The 23,719-nt window shown below is 39.8% G+C and carries 23 protein-coding genes, 1 tRNA gene and 1 riboswitch; of the genes, 10 read left to right on the forward strand and 14 right to left on the reverse strand.

Annotation, left to right across the window (positions count from 1 at the left end; genetic code table 11):
• The first annotated feature begins 213 nt into the window (after window positions 1-213).
• Window positions 214-1,656, forward strand: a complete 1,443-nt coding sequence (locus QME45_04630; protein MDI6617948.1) for a carbon starvation protein A — start codon at window positions 214-216, stop codon at window positions 1,654-1,656.
• 74 nt (window positions 1,657-1,730) lie between these two features.
• Here the strand turns inward: QME45_04630 and QME45_04635 are convergent, their stop codons facing one another.
• The gene (locus QME45_04635) at window positions 1,731-2,561 is read right to left on the reverse strand and encodes an AraC family transcriptional regulator (GenBank protein ID MDI6617949.1); all 831 of its coding nucleotides are present in this window, start codon (window positions 2,559-2,561) and stop codon (window positions 1,731-1,733) included.
• A 122-nt stretch (window positions 2,562-2,683) separates the two neighbouring features.
• On the opposite strand from QME45_04635, the gene QME45_04640 reads away from it, so the two are divergent.
• The 3 genes from QME45_04640 to QME45_04650 are packed head-to-tail and all read left to right on the forward strand — an operon-like array spanning window position 2,684 to window position 6,819.
• Window positions 2,684-4,015 (forward strand): flavin oxidoreductase/NADH oxidase, encoded by a 1,332-nt coding sequence (locus QME45_04640; GenBank protein ID MDI6617950.1) that lies wholly within the window; start codon window positions 2,684-2,686, stop codon window positions 4,013-4,015.
• Between the two features lie 20 nt (window positions 4,016-4,035).
• Window positions 4,036-4,812 carry a 3-ketoacyl-ACP reductase gene (locus QME45_04645; GenBank protein MDI6617951.1) on the forward strand — a complete coding sequence of 259 codons (777 nt, stop codon included), beginning with the start codon at window positions 4,036-4,038 and terminating at the stop codon, window positions 4,810-4,812.
• Between the two features lie 3 nt (window positions 4,813-4,815).
• Window positions 4,816-6,819, forward strand: coding sequence for an FAD-binding protein (locus tag QME45_04650; protein MDI6617952.1), 2,004 nt, complete (start codon window positions 4,816-4,818; stop codon window positions 6,817-6,819).
• Here the strand turns inward: QME45_04650 and QME45_04655 are convergent.
• From QME45_04655 to tsaB, 12 genes are all read right to left on the reverse strand, one after another.
• Complete coding sequence (locus QME45_04655) at window positions 6,803-7,732, reverse strand: ABC transporter permease (protein MDI6617953.1); 930 nt, start codon at window positions 7,730-7,732, stop codon at window positions 6,803-6,805. The two genes, QME45_04650 and QME45_04655, sit on opposite strands and share 17 nt — an antisense overlap.
• Window positions 7,732-8,859, reverse strand: coding sequence for an ABC transporter permease (locus QME45_04660; protein ID MDI6617954.1), 1,128 nt, complete (start codon window positions 8,857-8,859; stop codon window positions 7,732-7,734). The genes QME45_04655 and QME45_04660 overlap by 1 nt, the downstream gene beginning before the upstream one ends.
• Window positions 8,846-10,369 (reverse strand): ABC transporter ATP-binding protein, encoded by a 1,524-nt coding sequence (locus tag QME45_04665; GenBank protein ID MDI6617955.1) that lies wholly within the window; start codon window positions 10,367-10,369, stop codon window positions 8,846-8,848. Before QME45_04665 ends, QME45_04660 begins: the two co-directional genes overlap by 14 nt.
• Window positions 10,370-10,450: 81 nt before the next feature.
• On the reverse strand, window positions 10,451-11,557 hold the full coding sequence (locus QME45_04670; protein ID MDI6617956.1) for a BMP family ABC transporter substrate-binding protein: 1,107 nt from the start codon (window positions 11,555-11,557) through the stop codon (window positions 10,451-10,453).
• A gap of 92 nt (window positions 11,558-11,649) precedes the next feature.
• A complete protein-coding gene (locus tag QME45_04675) occupies window positions 11,650-12,219 on the reverse strand; it encodes a xanthine phosphoribosyltransferase (GenBank protein ID MDI6617957.1) in 570 nt (189 codons plus the stop codon).
• A 75-nt stretch (window positions 12,220-12,294) separates the two neighbouring features.
• Window positions 12,295-12,396: riboswitch (purine riboswitch) on the reverse strand.
• 449 nt (window positions 12,397-12,845) lie between these two features.
• A complete protein-coding gene (locus QME45_04680; GenBank protein MDI6617958.1) occupies window positions 12,846-13,667 on the reverse strand; it encodes a peptidase MA family metallohydrolase in 822 nt (273 codons plus the stop codon).
• 305 nt (window positions 13,668-13,972) lie between these two features.
• Window positions 13,973-14,048: transfer RNA gene (locus QME45_04685), tRNA-Trp, on the reverse strand.
• A 103-nt stretch (window positions 14,049-14,151) separates the two neighbouring features.
• Window positions 14,152-15,204: a hypothetical protein gene (locus QME45_04690; protein ID MDI6617959.1), complete on the reverse strand. Its 1,053-nt coding sequence runs from the start codon at window positions 15,202-15,204 to the stop codon at window positions 14,152-14,154.
• A gap of 4 nt (window positions 15,205-15,208) precedes the next feature.
• Window positions 15,209-15,787, reverse strand: coding sequence for a zf-HC2 domain-containing protein (locus QME45_04695; GenBank protein MDI6617960.1), 579 nt, complete (start codon window positions 15,785-15,787; stop codon window positions 15,209-15,211).
• A complete protein-coding gene (locus QME45_04700; GenBank protein MDI6617961.1) occupies window positions 15,765-16,340 on the reverse strand; it encodes a sigma-70 family RNA polymerase sigma factor in 576 nt (191 codons plus the stop codon). Before QME45_04700 ends, QME45_04695 begins: the two co-directional genes overlap by 23 nt.
• A gap of 189 nt (window positions 16,341-16,529) precedes the next feature.
• Window positions 16,530-16,979 carry a ribosomal protein S18-alanine N-acetyltransferase gene (gene rimI, locus QME45_04705; GenBank protein MDI6617962.1) on the reverse strand — a complete coding sequence of 150 codons (450 nt, stop codon included), beginning with the start codon at window positions 16,977-16,979 and terminating at the stop codon, window positions 16,530-16,532.
• On the reverse strand, window positions 16,957-17,691 hold the full coding sequence (gene tsaB, locus QME45_04710; GenBank protein MDI6617963.1) for a tRNA (adenosine(37)-N6)-threonylcarbamoyltransferase complex dimerization subunit type 1 TsaB: 735 nt from the start codon (window positions 17,689-17,691) through the stop codon (window positions 16,957-16,959). Before tsaB ends, rimI begins: the two co-directional genes overlap by 23 nt.
• 303 nt (window positions 17,692-17,994) lie before the next feature.
• Here tsaB and QME45_04715 point away from each other — a divergent pair, with 303 nt between their 5' ends.
• From QME45_04715 to QME45_04740, 6 genes are read left to right on the forward strand one after another with little or no spacing between them, the layout of a single operon-like run.
• The gene (locus QME45_04715; GenBank protein ID MDI6617964.1) at window positions 17,995-19,911 is read left to right on the forward strand and encodes a proton-conducting transporter membrane subunit; all 1,917 of its coding nucleotides are present in this window, start codon (window positions 17,995-17,997) and stop codon (window positions 19,909-19,911) included.
• Window positions 19,908-20,771: an NADH-quinone oxidoreductase subunit H gene (locus QME45_04720; GenBank protein MDI6617965.1), complete on the forward strand. Its 864-nt coding sequence runs from the start codon at window positions 19,908-19,910 to the stop codon at window positions 20,769-20,771. Before QME45_04715 ends, QME45_04720 begins: the two co-directional genes overlap by 4 nt.
• Before the next feature lie 25 nt (window positions 20,772-20,796).
• Window positions 20,797-21,240: an NADH-quinone oxidoreductase subunit B family protein gene (locus tag QME45_04725; GenBank protein ID MDI6617966.1), complete on the forward strand. Its 444-nt coding sequence runs from the start codon at window positions 20,797-20,799 to the stop codon at window positions 21,238-21,240.
• Between the two features lie 5 nt (window positions 21,241-21,245).
• Window positions 21,246-21,584: an NADH-quinone oxidoreductase subunit C gene (locus QME45_04730; protein MDI6617967.1), complete on the forward strand. Its 339-nt coding sequence runs from the start codon at window positions 21,246-21,248 to the stop codon at window positions 21,582-21,584.
• Between the two features lie 26 nt (window positions 21,585-21,610).
• Entirely contained in the window at window positions 21,611-22,687 is a 1,077-nt protein-coding gene (locus QME45_04735; GenBank protein MDI6617968.1) for a nickel-dependent hydrogenase large subunit, read from the forward strand.
• 26 nt (window positions 22,688-22,713) lie between these two features.
• Window positions 22,714-23,055 (forward strand): 4Fe-4S binding protein, encoded by a 342-nt coding sequence (locus QME45_04740; GenBank protein MDI6617969.1) that lies wholly within the window; start codon window positions 22,714-22,716, stop codon window positions 23,053-23,055.
• Window positions 23,056-23,086: 31 nt separating this feature from the next.
• Here the strand turns inward: QME45_04740 and tsaE are convergent, their stop codons facing one another.
• Entirely contained in the window at window positions 23,087-23,560 is a 474-nt protein-coding gene (tsaE, locus tag QME45_04745; GenBank protein ID MDI6617970.1) for a tRNA (adenosine(37)-N6)-threonylcarbamoyltransferase complex ATPase subunit type 1 TsaE, read from the reverse strand.
• Window positions 23,561-23,719: the final 159 nt, after the last annotated feature.

Consider the following 23,719-nt stretch of genomic DNA (forward strand, 5'->3'; position numbering starts at 1 on the left):
AATAAAATTGAAAATTATGCATATTATATTTACTGGTGCTAAATCATCTATTATTCAGTAAGTAGCTTGTACAAGCTAAAATTTTGGTGCGCGCGTTCTGTGATAAAACTCTTTTTTTCAAAACAGTGAAGTATTTCTATCGGCCGATCATAGTATTCATGTGAAATTTTTCATCATGTGTTGCCAAAAAAAAATAATTGGAGGTATTCTATTATGACATTGGTTATAGGCATAATTTTGCTTATATTAGGCTATTTCACATATGGAAAATTCATGGAGAAAGTTATAGGCATTGATCCCGGCAGGAAAACTCCTGCATATACTAAAGCCGACGGGGTAGACTTTGTACCGATGCCCACATGGAAAGTATTTCTGATTCAACTTTTAAATATAGCCGGAATAGGGCCGATTTACGGAGCAATCCAGGGAGCACTCTGGGGACCGGCTGCATATCTATGGATCGTATTTGGCTGTATTTTTGCAGGAGCAGTACATGATTTCGTATCAGGCATGATGAGCGTAAGACATGATGGAGGGACAATAGCGGAAATCCATGGTATATATCTCGGAAAGTCGCTGCATCAGATAATGCGAGTATTTACCGTAGTCATGCTCGTACTTGTGGGAGTAGTATTTGTGGCAGGCCCGGCACTTCTTCTTTCAATGCTCACTAAAAATTCCTTTTTCACCTACGGCATCTGGGTCGCTATTGTGTTTTTATATTTCTTCTTGGCAACTATACTTCCTATCGATGTCCTTATAGGAAGATTGTATCCTATATTCGGTGCAATACTTGTCATAATGGCAGTAGGTGTTGGAGGTGGAATGCTGCTTGAGGGATATAAGATCCCTGCAATAACTCTTGCAAATATGCATCCGGGCAAAGTATCGATGTGGCCGGGGCTTTTCATTACTATAGCATGCGGCGCAATATCCGGTTTTCATGGTACTCAATCTCCCTTGATGGCAAGATGTTTGAAAACGGAAAAGGATGGAAGAAAAGTATTCTATGGAGCCATGATTGCCGAGGGCATTATAGCTATGATATGGGCAACAGTCGGTCTGGCATTTTATAAAGGAGGACTTCCTGAACTTGCAAATGTATTAAGTACATCCGGGCCAAGCGCTGTTGTTTACAATTCATCGATGGCAATAATGGGGGGTATAGGCGGAGTAATTGCGGTACTGGGAGTTGTGGTATGCCCTATAACATCAGGGGATACTGCATTCAGAGGGGCAAGACTTATAGCTGCCGATACATTTAAGATAGACCAGAAACCTATTTTAAAGAGGCTTTTTATAGCTATTCCTCTATTTGCCGTAGGTATTCTCCTGTCACAGATAAACTTTGATGTGCTCTGGAGATATTTCGGGTGGGCGAACCAGACCCTCGCTATGGTGACTCTCTGGGCATGCTCGGTATTTGTTTACAAGCATAAAGGTAATTATCACTGGATTACTACTATACCTGCGATGTTTATGACGGTTTTGACATCTTCGTATATATATACTCAAAAGATCGGTTTCAATCTTCCAACAACCCTGGGCATCATACTTGGATTTATTACGATGGTAGTATGCCTTGTCTGCTTCTTAGTATACGGAACAAAGTATGCAAAGAAGATACCGGTCGATTCAAGCAGCTTGAACGCTTAGGCAGAGAAGTTAAAGCGGGGATGCCCTATGCAGCATCTCCGCTTTCTTTAGTAAAAAAGGTTAAATCGAGGGTATCAGTATAATTTCCTGTATTTTTTTCTGTACCGGTGAGGTGTTATTCCCTCATAGTTTTTAAATGTCCTTATAAAATTATTGACATTGTTGAACCCCGAATCCGTGCAGATATCCGTAATCGTTTCATCGGTATAATATAGCATATCCTTAGCCTTCGATAACCTCTGGCGTATGACATATTCTCTGAATGTATACCCTGTTACCTCTTTAAATATATGCGAAAGGTAATACCTGTCCATATAAAATAAACCCGCAGCCTTGCCCAAGGTTATATCTTCGTTATAATGATCCTCTATATATTTTTGTATTTTAAGTATTTCATTTGAAAGGCTTCCATAGGAATCCGGCATGAAATAAGGCTTGAATTCCCTGTAAATAAATGTGAACAGCAGGCTGAAATATGATTTCAACGCTATATCCTTTAAATCATATTCGTTATTTATCTCTTCGTAAAGTTTTTTTATCATTCCGTATATTTCAGCACTGTTCTGTTCGCTGATGCAAAGCACATGCCTGAAATTCTGAGGCCGGCATTTTAAAATAGAAACAAGTCTCATATCTTTTATGCTCGAATATAGGTAATCGGAATCTATCAAAATATAGTACCTTTTATATGGATATTTTATGAGTTTAACGTTATGGGACTCAAAGTTATTTATAAATATGATATTATTATCGCATGCTCTGTACTCTTTACCATTTATATTGAATAACGCCGAACCGTCGACTATATAGATTATCTCAAAAAAGTTATGGAAATGCTCTTCCATTTTAAAGCCCTCATATGTTTCATTATAAAAGGCAGCGATGCTTTTCTTGATATTATGCATATGATACACCTCAGCAAACAACGCTAATAATAGCGCAAATAAACTGTATTAAATAAAGTCTCAGTATTATAGAATAGCAATATAAGTATATTTTATTATAGCATAACAAGAAGGTGATAATCATGGATTTTAAACAATTTCATTACAAGAGCATCGGGGATGTCGAAGAAGAATTAAAAGATATGAATTTAAATCTTCCTTTATCCAAAAACTTGGATGCCCTGCGCAGGAAAGTCGCTGTAGGAAACAAAACCATTTCCAATTCCATTGCCGTACAACCTATGGAGGGCTGTGATGGCAATTCAGATGGGACGCCGGGCGAGCTTACTTTCAGAAGATACAGGAGATTTGCATCCGGCGGCGCCGGGCTTATCTGGATGGAAGCCTGTGCTATTGTGCCGGAAGGAAGAGCAAATCCAAGGCAGCTTATGATAAACAAGAAAAATGCCGGAGAATTTTCAAGACTTCATGATGAAATAATAGATACGGCATATGATAGATTCAAAGGTTCCATCCATCCCATATGCATACTGCAGCTTACGCATTCCGGAAGATACAGCAGGCCGTCCGGGAGCAGCGAACCTCTTATCGCATGCCATAACCCATATTTGGATAAAGCGCAGGGAATCGATAAGGACGTTCCGCAGGTTACAGACGATTATCTCGAAAAATTGGAGGATATTTATGTAGACGCGGCGGTTTTAGCTTATAAATCGGGATTCGACGGGGTAGATATAAAAAGCTGCCATAGATATCTTTCATCCGAGCTTTTATCGTCATTCACAAGGGAAGGCAGATATGGAGGAAGCTTTGAAGGCCGTACGAGACTTCTAGCGGATGTAGTCGGCAAGATAAAACAGAAGCTCCCGAAGGATTTCATAGTAACTTCACGGCTGAACATATACGACGCGATACCTTATCCATACGGTTTTGGCGTCGATAAGGAAAATTTTCAAAAATATGATATGACAGAACCAATAAAACTTATAAAAATACTTCATGAAAAAGGTATGCCCATTATAAATCTGACTATGGGAAACCCTTACTACAATCCGCATATAAACAGGCCATTCGATAAAGGACCGTATGTACCTTCGGAGCATCCTCTTTTTGGCGTTGCAAGACTGTCACGTGGCATAGCAGAGGTTAAAAAAGCAGTTCCGGATATTGTCATAATAGGGTCGGGATACAGCTATCTCAGGGAATTTTCGCCGTATCTTGCGGCAGGCAACATAGAAAACGGGAATGTCGATATAGCAGGTTTCGGAAGGGAATCCTTTGCGTACCCGGATTTTCCCTACGACATATTTAATAAGGGTTCAATGGATCCTAAAAAATGCTGCATCACATGCAGCAAATGCACGGAACTTATGAGAGCTAAAAGCATGACGGGATGCGTAGTTAGAGATTCAGGCATATATGCACCCCTTTATAAAAAATATTGCATCAAATAAAATTTTGGAGGATGATAATCATGATTAATGAAAAAGCAGCAATTATAACAGGAGCTGCAAGAGGAATAGGAAATGCCATAGCATTCGAACTTGCAAAGGAAGGCTATGCTATCGCCATACTGGATGTATTAGACGCCGGAAGGGTTAAGGAAAATCTGGACAGGATTAAAGCCTTAGGACATCATTTCATGTATATAAATGGAGACATTACATCGGCAGACGACAGAAAGGCAGCGGTAGATAAAGTAATGAATGCTTTCGGAAGGATCGACGTCCTCGTAAATGATGCCGGAGTCGCTCCAAAGATCAGGATGGATATATTGAGCACAACTGAAGAAAGCATAGATTTTGTGCTCGGAATAAACTTGAAGGGTACGTTTTTCATGACACAGCTGGTGGCAAACACGATGATCAGGGAGATTAAATCGACTGCTGATATCAACCCGATAATAGTAAATATATCCTCAATGTCTGCATATACTTCCTCAGTGCAACGCGGCGAATACTGCATATCAAAGGCAGGAATAAGCATGATAACAAAGCTATTTGCAGACAGGCTATCCGAATACGGGATACATGTGTATGAGATAAGGCCTGGCATCATAATGACCGACATGACATCTGTGGTAAAAGAAAAATATGATAAGCTCATAGCAGAGGGGCTGACGCCTATAAAAAGATGGGGCTATCCCGAAGATATTGCAAATGCTGTTTCGGTATTGTGCTCCGGAAAGCTGAATTATTCAACAGGTGATATTATAAATGTCGACGGCGGATTCCATATAAGGAGACTTTAAAAAATGGAAAAGGCAAAAGTGAACATCAAGGGAATCGATATCGACGTATACAGTTTAAATACCGTAATCGTCGGAAGCGGCTGTGCGGGGTTTAATGCTGCGGATACCCTTTATTCCATGGGCCAAAGGGATATTGCCATATTGACAGAGGGCATTAATATGGGAACATCGCGGAATACCGGGTCGGATAAACAGACATATTACAAGCTTTCACTTTCCGGGGATACTCCCGACTCCATAATGGACATGGCGAAAACGTTATTTGAAGGAGGCTCTATGAACGGCGATATCGCCTTAGTCGAGGCCGCATCATCCGTAAGGGCTTTTTTCAAACTTGTGGAAGCAGGAGTGCCTTTCCCGCATAACAGCTACGGCGAATATGTAGGATACAAAACGGACCACGACCCCAAACAGAGGGCTACATCGGCAGGACCTCTTACTTCAAAATACATGACAGAGAAACTTGAAAAACAGGTTTTGAAAAAAAATATAAAAATATTCGACGGCTTTTTAGTTGTAGGCATTCTCACTTTAAAGGGCAGTGCCATAGGCCTCGTAGCCCTGGATTGCAGCAGGCTTAGGGAACACTGCATGGGCTTTACACTGTTTGACTGCACGAACATCATTTACGCCACCGGCGGACCTGCCGGGATGTATTCATCCTCGGTTTACCCAAAAAGCCAGACGGGCTCAATGGGTGCGGCTTTTGAGGCCGGCGCCAGGGGGGTCAACTTAACCGAGTCCCAGTACGGCATCGCATCGACCAAGTTCAGATGGAATCTTTCAGGTACGTATCAACAGGTGATCCCGAGATATGTATCGACGGATAAGAAAGGAAAAGATGAAAGGGAATTCTTGAACGAATATTTTAAAGAACAAGGCAAGATGCTCGATGCGATATTCCTGAAAGGCTATCAGTGGCCATTCGACCCCAGAAAGATACCAAACAGCGGTTCATCTTTAATAGATATACTTGTTTATTATGAAACACAGATAAGGGGAAGAAAAGTATATTTGGACTATACCCGCAATCCTTTATGCGCCGGAAGGAACGGCGAACTTGATTTTTCGATTTTAAGCAGAGAAGCTTATGATTACTTGAAAAAATCCGGCGTGTTGTTCGGCAAACCCATAGACAGACTAAAGAAGATGAATTATCCTGCATATGAGCTGTATAAGAAAAACGGCATAGATCTCGATAAGGAATATCTCGAAATATCAGTGTGCGCACAGCATAATAACGGAGGGCTCTGCGGCAACATATGGTATGAGAGCAATATATCCCATCTGTTTCCGGTCGGGGAGGCAAACGGCGTATTCGGAGTATACAGGCCCGGAGGAACGGCATTGAACTCCACGCAGGTCGGAAGTTTGAGAGCCGCCCAGTATATATACGCCAATTATAAAAACAACCCGCTGCCCTTATCCGATTTTTTAAGCGCAGCGAATGAAAATGTATGCAACAAAATAGAACTGGCCAAAAAATTCATCGATAATCCGTCGGGAACCTCAAATATTATGGAATTCAGAAAGAAAATGCAGGACAGGATGTCTAAATACGGTTCAAATATAAGGTCTCTTGAGAATGTAGTATGCGCATTGGATGAGTCAATCGACGACTACAGCAATTTTTCGTCCTCTGCAAAAGCGGCGTCATGTGTTGAACTTCCCGATGCGTTCAGGGACAGGGACATATTGATAACACAGATAGCTTACCTTTTTGCCATAAAGGAATATATCGAAAAGGGAGGCAAAAGCAGAGGCTCGTACCTTATATATGATGATAAGGGATCCATCCCGTGCAAGGCTCTCCCTGAAAGCTTCCGTTACGGCCTGGATAATGGAAATATGGCCAGATATATCTGTGAAATCGGACTTAAAGTAAGTGAGAATAAAATTGATTGTTTATCTCGATGGAAACCTGTACGCCCGATTCCATCATATGATAACTGGTTTGAAAACATATGGAATGATTACAGAAACAATAAAATCATCGTTCCTCTCTAAAATAAGGATTCCCAAGGCCGTTTGGCGGCGCATTTTTCCTGGATTTTTTCATGGACACAAAGACCAGTACGGCTACGGTAACGACATAAGGAAGCATGTCGATTATATACTGAGAGATCGCCACTTTTGTTCCTTGTATCCTGAAGCCTATTATATCCAAACCACCGAATAAAAATGACCCGAGTATTGCCTTGAACGGATTCCATGACGCGAATATTACCAGGGCCACTGCAATCCATCCCCTGCCCGCGGTAATATTCTCCTGCCATGCAGGAACATATACCAGGGAAAGATAAGCTCCCCCAAGTCCGCACAATGCTCCACCCAAAAGAATATGAAAATATTTATAAAAAGCAACGTTTATGCCTGCTGCATCCGCGGACGCAGGATTTTCCCCGACAGCTCTCAAATTCAAACCCGGCCTCGTATAATAAAGATATATGCCAAGTAATATCGCAATGATATATCCAAAATAAATATATACATCCTGCATGAAAAATATCCTGCCTATAAACGGTATTCTGGATAAAAGCGGTAAAGCGACGGGTTTAAAAAACATCTTTATAGCATTGGGCACGGACTTTCCGGAAAGGCCTTTGCCGACAAAGCTTGCAAAACCCGAGCCGAATATGGAAAGTGTAAGCCCGCATACCACCTGATTCGCCCGAAGTTGTACCGTCAAAAAAGCATATATCAAAGACCCCATCAATCCTCCGAATGCTCCCATAAATATCGCAATTAACGGGCTGCCGGTGCTGTATCCAGCATAAAAGCCCATCACTGAGCCCATGAGCATCATGCCTTCAACCCCGAGATTCAGATTTCCCGCTCTTTCGCATATTATCTCACCAAGGGTTGCAAATAGAAGGGGGGTACCTGCGACAACAGCATTTGCCAGGAATAATTCGATCATTATGCTTCCTCCTTTTGAGCGATTTTTCTATCGACCGTATCGCTCTTGCCATCTATTTCGTATTTTATATATTTCTCCAGCCTTCTCTTTGAAATAAACCTGTACTTTATGAAAAGTTCGCTTCCAAGCACAAAAAACAGTATAATCCCTTGAAGCATCTGCGCTATCGACGATGGTATGTTAAATGCTATCTGTATATATGAAGCCCCCTGCACAAGCGCTGCAAACAGCATCGAAACCAGAATTATAAAGGGGGCTTTGAGAGACGAAAGCCAGGTTATTATAATCGCTGTATATCCGGCACCGCCGGTCAAATCGACCGATAATGTATTGCATACTGCGGAAGCCTCTATCATTCCGGCAAGCCCGCAAAGCCCGCCGCTTATGAAAAGAACCGTCATAATAGTCCCTTTGATATCGATCCCCGCGTATCTGGCGGTTTTTTCACTTTCGCCGATAACTGCGGTTTCATATCCTATTTTGCTTCTGTTCATTATAATATACATCAAAAATGCGAGTACCAACGCTATAATCCATCCCATATGGATACCCAGAAATTTGGGAAGTATCGCATTTTGAGAAAAGCCCGGTATTTTTGGAAATCCCGTTGCCTTAGGGTCCCTCCACGGACCGAATTGAAGATATGTTATAAACTTTAAGGCCACATAGTTTAGCATTAGCGTTACAATGGTCTCGTTTGTTCTCCACCTTGCTTTAAAAAATGCCGGTATAAGAGCCCATAAGCCTCCTCCTGCGATTCCGGCTATGGTCATAAATATTAGAAGCAGAGGCCGCGGCATGCCAGGATATTTCAGCGCTATAAAGCTTGCCGCAAATGCGCCCATATACATCTGCCCCTCCCCTCCTATATTCCAGAATTTCATTTTAAATGCGAGGGATATTCCAAGGGAGGTTATGATCAACGGCACCGCCTTTACTGCGACTTCATTAAATCTGTATCTTGAACCGAATGCGCCCTGGACCATTTTTCCATAAACGCTCAAGGGATTTTGCCCTGTAAAAATATATATAAATATAGCTGATACTAAAAGAGCAAGGGCTATGGAGAATATCCTTATCGCCGTCGATTTTATGCTCGAGATTTCAGATCTTTTAATTAATTTCATCGGCGCTATCCTCCCTTCTGCCGCCTGTCATCAAAAGCCCCAATTTTTCACGGGTTGCATCTTTTGCATCCATTATGCCGCTTATCCTTCCATCATACAGCACCATTATCCTGTCGCAAAGTTCTATTAATACATCCAGATCTTCCCCGATATATAAGACAGCGACTCCCCTTTTCTTCTGCTTATTTAAAAGATTATAAATGGTATGTGCCGCACCGACATCCAAACCCCTTACAGGATATGCGGTTATCAGAAGTTTAGGATTGGACATCATCTCTCTTCCCAAAAGCACTTTTTGTATATTGCCTCCCGAAAGTTTTTTAACGGGAAAGTTGATTCCAGGCGTCTGTATATTGAGCTTTTCAACGACTTCCCCAGCCTTCCTTTTAGCAGGTTCCCTGTCTATTAAAAGCCCCTTTTGGATTCGGTAATCCTTTAAAATCATATTATCGACTATATCCATCGACGCAACAAGCCCCATACCGAGCCTATCCTCAGGTACAAAGCTCATGCTTATTCCCTTTTCAATTATCTCACCTGGTGTCCTGCCGATAATATTTTCATTAAAATATAATATTTCTCCGCTGTCCGGTGGTATGAGCCCGGCGATGGATTCACAGAGCTCCTTTTGCCCGCTTCCAGCCACGCCTGCAACGCCAAGTATCTCGCCTTCTTTAATATCAAAGCATATATTATTGATGACCTTTACGTTATCCTCATTGAGAACAGACAGATTCTTTACATCGAGCACTTTCTTCCCCTTTACTGTAACTGCTCTTTTAACCGATAAATCCATAGGTCTTCCCACCATAAGTTCGGTAAGCTTTTCAGGGGTTGTTTTATCCTTGTCCACAGTGCTTATAGTCCTGCCTTTATGCAAAACAGTAACCCTGTCGGCGATTTCCATCACTTCATTCATTTTATGAGTGATTATAATGATGCAGCAGCCATGCTTTTTCATGTTGTTCATTATTTCAAACAGCCTGTCAATCTCCTGCGGGGTAAGGACGGCCGTAGGTTCGTCCATTATAAGTATGTCCGCTCCTTTATAAAGCACCTTGATTATCTCGACATTCTGCTTTTCACCTACGGACATCTCATATATTTTTTTATCAAGATTTATATCAAGTCCGTATTTTTCAAACAATTCATCTATCTTTTCATTATTTTTCTTCACATTGAGGAATAATCCACCCCTTTCTCCCAGTATGATGCTTTCCCTGGCTGATAAAGCATCTATAAGCTTGAAATGCTGGTGTATCATTCCTATGCCTGCCTGGATAGAATCCCTGGGGGAACGAAAATTCACCCTGTTTCCCTTTACATAAATAGAACCGCTGTCAGGGCTATAAATCCCTGACAGCATATTCATAAGAGTGCTTTTACCGGCGCCATTTTCTCCAAGCAAAGCATGAATTTCCCCGCCTCTTGCTTCAAAGTTTATATTCTTATTTGCAAGTACCTTGCCAAAGGACTTCGATATGTTTTCCATCTTTATGGCAGATACCATATTCATGCTTTCCACCATTATCACCCGTTATTATCATGATATATATTTTATATTTGAGGAATACTCTATATACTCCCGTTATTATTTCGTTTTACCTATAACGCCTTGAACAAACCAGTCCATATTCCATATATCCTTGTCAGCCATGACTTCGCCGTCTTTAATCTTAACCGTTCCCGTCTGGTCAACTATAGGACCCTTGAAAATCTTGAGAGAACCGTCCATTATGGCCTTTTTTGCCTCGTCAACTTTTGCCTGCGCTCCTTCAGGCGCGTCCTTCGTAAGAGGTGCAAGATCGACTATGCCGTCGGACATGGGTCCCCAGTAGCTTTCGCTCTTCCATGTCCCATCGAGCACCGACTTTACAGTCTTGATATAGTATGCGCCCCAATTGAATACAGGTGCTGTCATATAGCCGCTTACTTTGTCTGCGTGATCGAGATCATAACCTATGGATGCTACGCCCTTTTCGGAGGCTGCAATCTGTGTCGCGGTGGAATCCTGATGCTGTGCCAGCACGTCTGCGCCCTTGTCGAGGAGAGCTTTCGCAGCTTCTTTTTCCTTGGCAGGATCATACCATGTATTTGTCCACTTTACTTCAACCGTAGCGTCCTTGTTTACCGATTTTACACCTAACGTAAATGCATTTATTCCCCTTATAACCTCAGGAATCGGAAATGCCGCCACATATCCTATCTTATTCGATTTTGTCTTCATTCCTGCGACGATACCTGAAAGATATCTTGGTTCTATCATTTTTCCAAAATACGTCCCCATATTTTTAAGAGTCTTATAACCCGAGCAGTGCAAAAATATTACATCCGGGTTATCCTTTGCGACCTTTTCGGTATAGTCCATATATCCAAAACTTGTAGAGAAAATAACCTTTGCACCTTCATCCACAAGATCGCGAAGGGCTTTTTCGCATTCAGGCCCCTCCGGCACGTTTTCCTTATATAATACCTTAACCTTGTCTCCAAGCTCCTTTTCAAGTGCTTTTCTCCCTTCATCATGTGCTTGCGAATACCCGCCGTCATTTATAGGCCCTATATATATAAAGCCTACTTTAAGAGGTTCCTTTTGAGCATTATCATTTGTTTCAGACGGTTTCTTGTTTGAACTGCAACCTGTAAGCAATACTCCAATCAATAAAGTTAAACATAAAAATACGCTGATAATTTTTTTCATCATTGATCCTCCATTTTATTTTTTGACCGGCCGCGCAAATCTCCAGAGGTCCGGATCCTCTAAAGTTCTGCATCTCATTTATTTAAAGCGGTTTATCTAAAAACCACTTGACCGTCCTCCATGGACTTCACTATTGCAAGGGATTCGATATGTGCGCCCTTTTCTTCAAGGACCCTTCTTCCCTTTTGGAACTCCTTTTCTATTACAATTCCTATACCGCTTAAGACTGCCCCGGCCTGGTTTATGATATCCAAAAGCCCCAACGCAGCCTGTCCTCTTGCAAGGAAATCATCTATTATAAGTATCTTTTCATCTTTTTTTATATATTTTTTGCAGACGTATATGTTATAAGTTTTATTCTTTGTAAATGAAACAACCTTAGATGTGTAGACATCTTTACCCAGATTGAGCGACATGGACTTTTTCGCGAATACAACCGGTACATTGAAATATTGAGCGGTTATACATGCAATTGCAATCCCTGAAGATTCTATCGTAAGTATTTTCTCTATCTTTTTGCCATCAAATCTCTTTTTAAATTCTTTCCCTATCTCATTCAACAATTTGATATCTATCTGATGATTCAAAAAGCTATCTACTTTTAATATGCCGCCTTCTTTTACACTTCCATCCTTTAATATCCTTTGTTTAAGTAATTCCATGACAAACTCCTTTTTGATGAAATAATATAATAAAAAAACCCTCCACGTGACATGGAGAGTTTACAAGTATACAAAAAATAACTCATAAACACCCATAGTCAGACCATTTACGGCAGTCCGGTAGAAACACTCAGGCCTTATCCCCGAGCATATACAGGTATCTAACGAGCACGCCTTCCGCTAGGTATCAAATACAAAGTTTTTGGCGTCCCGGAAAATAAAATGTTCGATATTTTATTTGATGTTTATATTTTATTATATAAGCTGATAAAAATCAAGTACAATTTAAAACTAAAACTAAAAATTTATTACTAATATACGAATTATTTATGATATATAATATATATTGTTCGCTATTTTGAAATATTCCATATTTTTTTTGTCTAAAACTATAAACAAAAAAGTACCGGTCATTACTATACCGGTAACTTAAAATTATTTATGTCTTCTGTATATATTGTGTATCATCGTAAAAATATACATCAATCCCATGTAAATAAGCACAATAATGATAAATACAATTACAATAATACCTGCTATTTTAAGATGCAGCATACACTCACCGTAAAATAATACTATATTACAAAGTATGCAACATAACGTTTTTTTACCATATGTTATTCAAATTAATTCCTACCGTATGCCAAACTATGATCAAAAAGTTCCACGGCATTTAAACCTGTAGCGGTTTTTATAGACTGGGAAGTCGATTTGCCCTTGCTTAGTTCCTGTATTATTCTGTTTATACCATTCATTCCATAATGTTCACCGATGTATTTTACTATCAGGAACGACTGTTTATAAGCTTTTATCTCATCCAATCCGTAGAAGTTTCCCTCAAGTTCCTTTATCGTATAATAATCTTCGTAGTCTTTTCCCTTTGCCCATTCATTCCGACAAACCTTATATTCTTCATAGAGCGCCGTGCCTTCCGTAAACCATGCCGGCATATTTCCATTGCTTTTATAATCGAGAACATAATGGGTAAGTTCATGGACCAAAAGGCTTTTCTTCTTATCTGAATTATTGCGGGATTCCATTACACCGACAGTTCCGCAATAATACGCCCCTGTTGCAGGACTTCCCGTACCAAGGGCCATCATCTTTTCCATCTCTCCATATTTGGGATATATTATTATATTGATACTGCTTTTAGGTCTATAATCAAAATCTGATACCAAGTTGTTTAAACTTTCCTCTGCACTTTCCTTTATAACTTCGGCGCAGTCAGAGCCATCATTTTTATAATAAATCTTAAAATTTTTATCATAGAGCATCTCTGAGCCCTTAAATTCTTTGACAAAACGCTCTTTAGTCATCTTCCTGTATACAGGGTAAAATATGGTTTTATAAAATCGTGGGAAACATTTAGACCAGATGATGGTAAAGCAAAGTAAAACAGCAAAAATCAATAAAGTTTTTCTATTGATACTCTTTGTTAGCCTCACTGCAATCACCCCGTCACATATAAATATAATATTTTTCTTGCATATTATATCTTCTTCTATAATTATATGCTTTTTCCTGCAAGAATTACACCTTTTTTCTGAAAATTAACAATGTTTTAATATATTTTTATATTTATACATGACATGGTAAAAATATTAATTATATGAATTCAAGTACTTCAAATATGCATATGATCTTCAAATTGGACTGGAAAGAATATAACTGATATCGAGAAAATTTTGATACTATAGAACAGCCACAAAAAACATTTAAAAAGCCTGCAATTAATATTATCGCAGGCTTTTGGCAGGGGTAGAAGGGATCGAACCCTCAACCTTCGGTTTTGGAGACCGCCACTCTACCAGTTGAGCTATACCCCTTTAAACAATAATTAATATAACATAAATAATTTTAGTTTGCAATAGAAAAACAGTTTCCATTATGAAAACTGTTTTCCCATGTCATTTCAGTATACAGGCATATTTACTGTCCGTTGTTATCTTTTGGGCCATTATCGTTCTGCCCCTTCCCATAATTTGCGGGTCCGCTACCATATGAGGCATTATCGTTCTGCCCTGCATCTCCCCCCTGAGGAGGATACTTTGCATATGCAGCCTTGGATTTTCTATTTGAAGCAATATAATCTATCAGTGTTCCCATACCTATAACAAATATGGCAATGCCTATAACAATGTTAAACCATTGAGTATACCATCCACCGAATCTCAATATGACATTAATTATCCAGATCGTAAATACTCCTACCGCAAGGGCCCCAAATCCCTTTATGCTGCTTTTGGCAACAATCTGCCCTGTTTTTTGACCGATGCAGATATATACCGGAACTAAAGCTATCAATGCTGCAACCAAATATGCAAGCCATATGAACGGTACCAAAATCATACCTACTATCGTTATCGCCAGCAAAATCGTAATTAAAATCATCGCGACAGGAGAACCTAAAAGTACCAGAAGCCCTATGCCAGCCCTTTTTCCTATCCTGTTTTCTATCGTATCCGCCATTTTTTGTACCTTATCCGGCATTATCACATAGATAAGCGACATTAAAAGGAAAAATGCAACCGTAAATAAGAATGAGATAAACATGCTTCCAGCACTTGAAAATAAGCTGGTCCCACTCCATGGCAGAAATACACGAAATCCGGGGTTTACTTTGTAAAACGTACCTCCGTCCTGACCTATTGCCTCAACGACCCTTCCAAAAACCTTTCCATTTTGCCCGATGTTTATCTTTCCTGTTATAGTTGTCGCATCTCCATCAACTGTCCCATTCACGTAAATATTTCCAAAAAGTGCTACGGTATTTCCCGTAACTGTACCGTTGACATATATATTACCTGAAAAAGCTACCACATCTCCATCAACCTTAGTGCCTTCATTTACATATATATTCCCGGTCATTTTGACAACATCACTGCTTTGGCCTTGCGGAGTCGCCGCGAAAGCATAACCTGCCGGAATAAGGAGCAAAGCCGCCAAAATCAGGGAAAAAACTGCCTTTGATATAGATTTCATTTTATTACCTCCCATTTCCTGCTGTTTTAGATAAATACCCATACAATTTAAGTAAAGCCGACATGAATATCATTAATATAAGCATAAATACGCTGTACGACTCTATAAACGCTCTGATCACCACTTCTATGGTTCTTCCTAATGAAAAAATCCTGACAGATAAAATCAAACCTGCATACCATAATTTCGAGAGAAATATAAATGCATCTGATGCCATTGAATCAAAAACATCCAAACTTGCAAATATCGTATCGATTACAGGCGTATACAGTATAAACGCCGCCAAACCTATCCATCCTACGACTATAGTCGAAAGGATTAACAATCTTAGAATAAATATTTTTATCTTCTCTTTCTCTCTATTATTTTCTCTTATGCTGCTTAAGACTCTTTCTTCAAAGCCAGAAGGAGGATCTTCCATCTCGGATTCCTCAACTGCAGATAGCGCATCTTTCAGCACCCTAAATTCTGCGCTGCATGAATCGCACGTATCCAAATGTTTATAGAGTTTGACTTCCTGCTCTTTTGATAAATCCCTGTCGAAATATTTCATAATCAATTCATATGTTGCTCTGCAATCCATTATAACCCTTCTCTCTGTCCATCAATTTATTGCGCAGCATGAACCTTGCCCTGTACAGCCTGTTTTTTACTATGGTCATAGGTTCATTTAATATGTCCGAGATTTCCTTATAAGAAAGATTCATAAAGTGATAGTATATAATCATCATCCTGTATTTTTCCGGAAGCGACTTTACAGCCACTTCAACCTCTTTTTTGAGCTCATATGCCATGTAACTGCTTTCGGGAGAATTCGACGTATCCTCAATGCCTCCATAAGAAGTCCTGTAATCTTCAATCGGTACGGTGTTCATTTTTCTCTTTCTCATAAAATCGATGCAGGCATTTGATGTAATCTTGAGCACCCAGGTGGAAAATTTGCTTTTACCATTATATGACCGAAGCCCTTTATATATTTTTATAAATGCTTCCTGTGCCACGTCTTCCGCTTCATTTCTGTTATACAGCATCCTCAGGCAAAGATTATAAACGGATTTTTTATAGCGCCCGATTATCTCTTCAAAGGCGTCCAAATCACCTTCCTGAGCTCTTTTTATGATTAACCCCTCATCCAAATGCCATCACTTCTTTCATCTCTCTCAATGCTATATACGTTGCCTGCCATGATTTGTCTGAACGATTTTTGTATGCTTTCGATAGAACGGCTCCTGTAATTGCCTCTAAGCTTTGGTATAATGCAATAGCTGCAATTATTGGCAGCAAAACTATATTTTATCTGCTCTAACCGTTTAAATATTTTTTATTTATGCATCTCTTCTCCACATTATTATCGCATCTTCACCTGTATCAGTATAATATCTGCGCCTTATTCCTTCTTTTAAAAACCCATACTTTTTATAGAGGTTCTGGGCAATGTAGTTGGATTTTCTGACTTCAAGCGTCATATCGTGTGCGTTTTCCAATGCGGCTATTTTAACAAGCGTTTTGAGAATGAGATCACCTATATGTATCCCTCTGTAATCGGGATGCACCGCTATATTTGTTATATGTGCCTCTCCCGATATGACCCACATGCCTCCATAGCCTACGAGCTTTCCGTCATATCTTGCCGTAATATACCTTGCAGCCAAATTTCTGCCGATTTCACTCTTGAAAGCTTCCTCGGACCATGGGGTTTTAAAGGACATCTTCTCTATTTCTAAAACCTCCGGTATATCATAACAGGTCATATTATGAACGCATACCTGTTCCATCGCTTACACCTCCGGTTCTTTTTTCCAGATCCCTCTCAGCCTGGGATTTCCTCAAATAAAATGGAGCAAAGTTAAGATAATTATCGATACTTCCCATTTTAAACCTTTTAAGGGCAAGGGCTGCAACGGAGGAAGCCCTCGGCATGGAAACATGAGGCAGGGCAAACATAGCGGTATTCTTAAACGCGCCGGCAAGTTTTTCTTTATGAATCAGCATTCCATCTCCTGAGAATACAATATTTTCATTATATAATAAAAGCTTTTTAATAAGCTCATCCACCGAAACGATCATATAATCCTCTATTTTTGTGAGGCTGTCCCTTTCCCACCTGTAAAAAGCGGTATACACATTATTCCGAAGAGCATCTATCATGGGGCATACGATGCCATTTACATCCACGGTGTTGTAAGCAATAGCGTCAAGGGTGGGTATGCCTATTATCGGTTTCCCTGCCCCGTGGCACAGTCCCTTGCATGTTGAAGCTCCTATCCTGAGCCCTGTAAAAGATCCGGGCCCGCTCGAGCATGCCATGCAATCCATCTCGCTTATATCCATCTCAAGGGATTTAAGCAGTTTATCGATCATGGGCATCAATATTATCGAATGCTGTTTTTTGTGGTTTAAAATAATTTCCCCGAGTATTTTATCGTCATCTATAACAGCCACAGATGCTGCCATCGAAGACGTCTCCAATGCTAATATTTTCGTCATTAACTGATTCTCCTCCCTTAAAGTCCACTTCCATAAAAGCTGTTCGCTTGATTTATATATTTATTCTATCCAAATATATTTATTCTAATTTTAATGATAACAAAAATCCATTAAATTATCGACAAATTATATTGAATAAATAAAATTAAATGCTAAAATTATAGAGTAAAGAGCTGTTTATATTTTTTTATCGTCTGTTATATATTTAACATACAGTTAAAAAATAGCTAAATAATTTGATAATGATTTAATCGATATATAAGGTATAAAGCCGACTATAAACATTATAAGGGGTGGGTTAACATGGGAGCCAATATATCTTTACTGATAGCTGTACCAATCATATTTTCACTGCTGTTCTTAATTAAAACAGATAAAAAATACTATAAAGTTTTATCGATATTATTATGTTCAGTATCGGCTGTTCTTTCCATCGCTCTTGCTATAAGCGGAGAGCAGCATCTTACAATATCCGGTAATCTGTTTGATTTATCTGAAAGCCTGATATTTATATTTGAAGCTACCATAGTAATTTACCTGTTTTATTCAAGCATAAAAAGCAGAAAGTGGTTTGCCCTATTTCTTACAGTTATAATGGCACTATTAAGTATCTATACGTCATTTTTTACGCCTAAAGCCGAAAATGCCATATTAAATATAGATAAATTATCCATCGTCATGGTTTTGATCATAAATATAGTAGGTACATTGATAGTGATGTTCTCAATAGAATACATGCCCCGTTATGAACAGCACAACAATATCAAAAGCAGGCAAAAGCTTTACTATTTCATGATATGCATATTTTTATCCGCCATGAACGGACTGGTTTTAAGCGATTCCCTCCTCTGGATATATTTCTTCTGGGAAGTCACTACGGTTTGCTCTTTTGTGCTTATATCGTATAACAATAACGGCGCCGCCATAAATAGCGGTTTCAGGGCTCTTGTTATTAATTTAGCAGGCGGCATATGTTTTTTAACAGGCATACTATTATTTAAAAATACAATGCATATAGTAACGCTTTCCCAGATAATCGATGCAAGAGCTGCAGGTCCACTCTTCATGCTGCCTGTGGCATTACTTTGCATAGCAGGTTTTACCAAATCAGCCCAGCTGCCGTTTCAAAGCTGGCTTTTAGGTGCCATGGTCGCACCTACTCCGGTTTCCGCGCTGCTGCATTCAAGCACCATGGTAAAAGCCGGCGTATATCTAATCGTAAAGCTATCTCCAGCTTATGCAAAAACACCCCTGGGAGAAGCGATAGCGATATATGGCGGACTGACATTTTTAATATGCTCGGCAATTGCGATTACACAGAGAAATGCAAAAAGGGTTCTTGCATATTCCACTATCTCAAATTTAGGACTTATAATATCAAGCGCCGGAATCGGGTCTTCCATCGCTGTTTCGGCAGCAATCATGCTTATTATATTCCATTCTGTTTCAAAGGCTCTGTTATTCCTGTGCACAGGCCAGATCGAGCAGGTTATAGGAAGCAGGGATATCGAGGATATGTCAGGACTCATACGAAGGGCTCCGGTGATTACAATACTTGCAGCCTTCGGGATGCTATCAATGATACTTCCGCCGTTTGGAGTGCTGATTACAAAATGGGTTTCTATAGAAGCATCCGCAAGCAATCCTTTTGTGACGATATTTTTAATACTGGGCAGCGCCTTTACAAGTGCGTTCTGGATAAAATGGCTCGGTACGATACTTTCGTACCCTGTCAACGATTTAAGGCCGAAACTGCCTGTTAACTTTACAACCTATTTTCCTCTTGGAATACTGGGGCTTATAATACTTGGCACAAGCTTAATGATTACGCCTATATTCAATAAATTTGTTTCACCTGAGGTAATAGAACTCTTGAAGTCAAGGAATCAGCTTTCAGGAAGTTTCGGAAAAGTTTATTCCTATTTGGGTTCATTCAATGTAACGGTTATTTTCCTTATAATAATAGCCATGTTTATCATATATCTTTTTATAAAGAAGCTGATATTATCACCTGACATAAAGAAAGTCTATCTGTGCGGTGAAAACAATACAAAAAATAACGCTGATTTAAAATTCAGGGAAGGTGGAGGCGCATTGCAGGACCCTGTAGTATCGAACTTATATTTTAATAATATATTGAGCGAAAAGGGCCTTACAATAGCAGGTTTTGCTGCATCTTTGGCGATAATCGCATTTATGGTCACGGGAGGAATAATATGATATACATTTTAAAAATATTGCTGGTCATGATATTATCCCCGGTTGCAGGCTGTCTGCTTAAAGGTCTAGATAGAAAAATAACCGCAAGGCTTCAGCACAGGGAAGGTCCTCCGATTTTGCAGCCCTTTTACGACTTTTTAAAGCTTATTTCTAAGGAAAACATAGCTGTAAGCAAGTATCAGAATATATTTGTATTGATTTATTTTATGTTCGCGGCTGCCAGCCTTTTGATGATGTTCTTTCAAATGGACCTGCTTATGATCATATGTGTATTTACGATATCGAATGTTGCCCTTATTACGGCTGGAATGAGTACGGGTTCCCCGTACAGCAAAGTAGGAAGCGAAAGGGAAATAATATCCATGCTATGTTATGAACCTGTGCTTGTATTCTTTATTGTCGAGATGTATATGCTTACCGGATCATTCAGAATAAGCTCCATAGATCATCTTGATAAGCCACTGATTTTTTATATGCCGCTGGCATTTTTATCGATGCTTTATATAATGCTGATTAAGTTTAAAAAATCGCCCTTTGACCTGTCGTCATCGCATCATGCACACCAGGAGCTTGTAAAGGGCATAATGACCGAGTTTTCAGGGCCGGCGCTTGCAGTTATTGAACTTACGCACTGGTATGAGGCAATATTTTTATTGGGGCTTATGTTTATTTTTGCAAAGCAATATACATTGCTCGGACTTGCTATTGCAGCATTTACCTATATTTTCGCGATCATAATCGATAACATAAGCGCAAGGTTGACATGGCAGTGGATGCTGAAATTCACATGGACAGTCGTTATAGAACTGACGATTGTCAATTTGCTCGAGATATATTTTCTAAATTTAAAGGCATTATAAATCATTTTAAATGGGGTGCTAATTTATGGCAAATATTTTGTCAAATGTTATGTCTAAATCTCCATGGATAGTACATGTAAACTGCAACAGCTGCAACGGCTGCGATATAGAGCTTTTGGCCTGTCTTACGCCCATATACGACGCTGAAAGGTTAGGCGTCTTAAACGTAGGGACTCCAAAGCAGGCGGATATAATGGTCGTTACAGGGTCTGTCAATCATAAAAATATAAATATGTTAAAGAATATATATGAGCAAATGCCATCACCCAAAGCGGTTGTAGCCATAGGTGCCTGTGCATCCACAGGAGGCGTCTTCCACAACTGCTACAATGTGATAGGCGGAGTAGATGAAGTTGTGCCTGTGGATGTATATGTGCCCGGATGCTGCCCCAGGCCTGAGGCGATACTTGACGGGATAATGCAGGCGGCAGCCATCCTTGAAAAAAAGAGACTGGATAATAAGGGGTGATAAACATGCTAAATAATCTTTCAGTCATCGACAAAAACGATATATTGACTGAAGCGGCGAAGCTGAAGCAAAAGGGATACAGGCTCGTTACCATTACCTGTGAGAAAGACGGCGATGCTTATGAGTTTATTTACCATTTTGATTTAAATTATATTATGAAGAATATCGAGTTTACAACAGATAAAAAGGAAGGCTTAAAGAGCATTTCATCAGTTTACCCTTCCGCCTTCCTTATCGAAAACGAATATCAGGATCTGTTCGGAGTTACTTTTGAAGGGCTTTCGATAGATTACAAGGGCAGGCTTTACCTTACTGAGGATGGCCCGAAATCTCCTCTTGCCTGATTACCATTTTAGAAAGGAAGATAAAGATGACGAAAACAGTGATACCATTTGGTCCCCAGCATCCTGTTCTTCCAGAACCGCTTCAGTTGAAGCTTGTAATGGAAGATGACAAAATAGTTGAAGCTCTGCCTTCTATCGGATATGTGCACAGAGGGCTTGAAAAATTAGTTGAACTCAAGGATTTCAACCAGACAGTATATATAGTGGAGAGAGTATGCGGAATATGCAGTTTTATGCATTCCATGGCATATGTAAGGGGCATTGAGGAAATAATGGATGTAAAAATACCTGAAAGGGCCGAATACTTGAGGGTGATATGGGCCGAGCTTGCGCGCGTACAGAGCCATCTTTTATGGCTCGGGCTTCTTGCAGATGCCTTTGGCTTTGAAAGCCTGTTCATGGAAGTATGGAAATACAGGGAAAAAATAATGGACCTAATGGAGATGACAACGGGCAACAGGGTCATAATATCTGCAAATAAGGTAGGCGGTATGACAAAAGATTTATCGGATGAACATTTGAAGATCATTATATCTACAATAGATGATTTAGAGAAGAAAATAAAGCGGGTCGAATCGGTTTTTTTGGACAATTATACTGTCAAGCAAAGGCTTGTAGGCGTAGGTTTGCTATCTTACGATGATGTAAGAGAATATTGCACGGTAGGGCCTGTCGCAAGGGCCAGCGGAATAAAAATGGATTTAAGATGCACCGGTTACAGCGCATACAAGTATCTTGACTTTGAACCCGCCTTTGATACGGCAGGCGATTCTTATGCAAGAGTCGCCGTTAGAATCAAGGAGATTTATACGTCATTTGACCTGATAAGGCAGGCAATATCGAAGCTGCCTAAGGGCGAGATAAACGTACCGGTAAGGGGAATGCCAAATGGTGAGGCTATATCAAGAATTGAACAGCCAAGGGGAGAGGCTGTGTATTATCTTAAAGCAAACGGTACAAAATTTTTAAGCAGGCTAAAGATACGAACCCCTACATTTGCAAATATACCCGTGCTTTTGAAAATGCTTCCCGGGTGCAAGCTCGCCGACGTGCCCGTGCTTATATTGACAATAGATCCATGCATAAGCTGTACGGAAAGATAACCTTATAGCAAAAGGAAGGGATAAATATGGCAAATATGTTCAGGCATATATTAAAAAATTTTTTAAACAAGCCAGCGACCAGGCTATATCCTGCTAATGTCAGGGAACCCTTTGAAAGGACGAGGGGCCGGATCATATTCGATAATAAAAACTGCATATACTGCGGACTCTGCAGCAGGAGATGCCCAGCCGATGCGATAAAGGTCGACAGGAAAAATGCGACATGGGAGCTTAACGCATTCAGGTGTATAATTTGCGGAGAATGTGTAAATGCTTGTCCAAAAAAGTGCATCAGAATGACGAATGAAAGAAGAAATGCCGCAAAGTTTAAAAAGGTAATTACAGTGAAAAAAGAAAATGAGATTTAACCGGTCCGGATTCGGACCGGTTAAATCTCATTTAAAAGTCACAGTTTTCCAATATGTCCCTGAAAAGTCCTTCGTACATCTTCCCGGCGGATTCCACTTTGATATCCCTGAAATTTATACCCTGCAAAGCATCCTTCGATATCGTCACGTTTATCCTGTCAGGCGGCAATATTTCATCTATCATATCAGCCCATTCTATAATAGTGACGCCATCTCCATAAAAAAATTCTTCATAACCTATATCGTACATTTCCTCTATACTTTTTATCCTGTATACATCAAAATGATATACCGGCAGCCTTCCGATATATTCATTTATAATCGTAAATGTTGGGCTTGTCACATAATCTTTGACTCCAAGCCCTTTTGCAATGCCCTTCGTAAACTGGGTTTTCCCTACTCCCAAATCTCCGATAAGGCAGATAATATATCCCTTTTTTGCACAGCTTCCAAGGCACATGCCTATTTTTTCCGTATCCTCAGGGCTGTTCGACGTAAAATTCATTATACCACTCACCGATCCTCATATTCTCTTCATCAATAATTATATCATAAAACAAACATAAGTTGTAAAAATGCTCGCCATAGGGGTGCATGTGTTAGACTTGAGTCTGCAACCTGAACTTGTGTTATTTGAGCACTCATTCGCCAGATTCAAGTTTTG

The organism is Clostridiales bacterium (assembly GCA_030016385.1).
Taxonomy (GTDB): Bacteria; Bacillota; Clostridia; order Clostridiales; family Oxobacteraceae; genus JASEJN01.

Bases quoted from the DNA above. Each gene is read 5' to 3' on its own strand.
- QME45_04630 (MDI6617948.1), top strand. From the start codon at position 214: ATGACATTGGTTATAGGCATAATTTTGCTTATATTAGGCTATTTCACA.
- QME45_04635 (MDI6617949.1), bottom strand. From the start codon at position 2,561: ATGCATAATATCAAGAAAAGCATCGCTGCCTTTTATAATGAAACATAT.
- QME45_04640 (MDI6617950.1), top strand. From the start codon at position 2,684: ATGGATTTTAAACAATTTCATTACAAGAGCATCGGGGATGTCGAAGAA.
- QME45_04645 (MDI6617951.1), top strand. From the start codon at position 4,036: ATGATTAATGAAAAAGCAGCAATTATAACAGGAGCTGCAAGAGGAATA.
- QME45_04650 (MDI6617952.1), top strand. From the start codon at position 4,816: ATGGAAAAGGCAAAAGTGAACATCAAGGGAATCGATATCGACGTATAC.
- QME45_04655 (MDI6617953.1), bottom strand. From the start codon at position 7,732: ATGATCGAATTATTCCTGGCAAATGCTGTTGTCGCAGGTACCCCCCTT.
- QME45_04660 (MDI6617954.1), bottom strand. From the start codon at position 8,859: ATGAAATTAATTAAAAGATCTGAAATCTCGAGCATAAAATCGACGGCG.
- QME45_04665 (MDI6617955.1), bottom strand. From the start codon at position 10,369: ATGGTATCTGCCATAAAGATGGAAAACATATCGAAGTCCTTTGGCAAG.
- QME45_04670 (MDI6617956.1), bottom strand. From the start codon at position 11,557: ATGAAAAAAATTATCAGCGTATTTTTATGTTTAACTTTATTGATTGGA.
- QME45_04675 (MDI6617957.1), bottom strand. From the start codon at position 12,219: ATGGAATTACTTAAACAAAGGATATTAAAGGATGGAAGTGTAAAAGAA.
- QME45_04690 (MDI6617959.1), bottom strand. From the start codon at position 15,204: ATGAAATCTATATCAAAGGCAGTTTTTTCCCTGATTTTGGCGGCTTTG.
- QME45_04695 (MDI6617960.1), bottom strand. From the start codon at position 15,787: ATGGATTGCAGAGCAACATATGAATTGATTATGAAATATTTCGACAGG.
- rimI (MDI6617962.1), bottom strand. From the start codon at position 16,979: ATGGAACAGGTATGCGTTCATAATATGACCTGTTATGATATACCGGAG.
- tsaB (MDI6617963.1), bottom strand. From the start codon at position 17,691: ATGACGAAAATATTAGCATTGGAGACGTCTTCGATGGCAGCATCTGTG.
- QME45_04715 (MDI6617964.1), top strand. From the start codon at position 17,995: ATGGGAGCCAATATATCTTTACTGATAGCTGTACCAATCATATTTTCA.
- QME45_04720 (MDI6617965.1), top strand. From the start codon at position 19,908: ATGATATACATTTTAAAAATATTGCTGGTCATGATATTATCCCCGGTT.
- QME45_04725 (MDI6617966.1), top strand. From the start codon at position 20,797: ATGGCAAATATTTTGTCAAATGTTATGTCTAAATCTCCATGGATAGTA.
- QME45_04730 (MDI6617967.1), top strand. From the start codon at position 21,246: ATGCTAAATAATCTTTCAGTCATCGACAAAAACGATATATTGACTGAA.
- QME45_04735 (MDI6617968.1), top strand. From the start codon at position 21,611: ATGACGAAAACAGTGATACCATTTGGTCCCCAGCATCCTGTTCTTCCA.
- QME45_04740 (MDI6617969.1), top strand. From the start codon at position 22,714: ATGGCAAATATGTTCAGGCATATATTAAAAAATTTTTTAAACAAGCCA.
- tsaE (MDI6617970.1), bottom strand. From the start codon at position 23,560: ATGAATTTTACGTCGAACAGCCCTGAGGATACGGAAAAAATAGGCATG.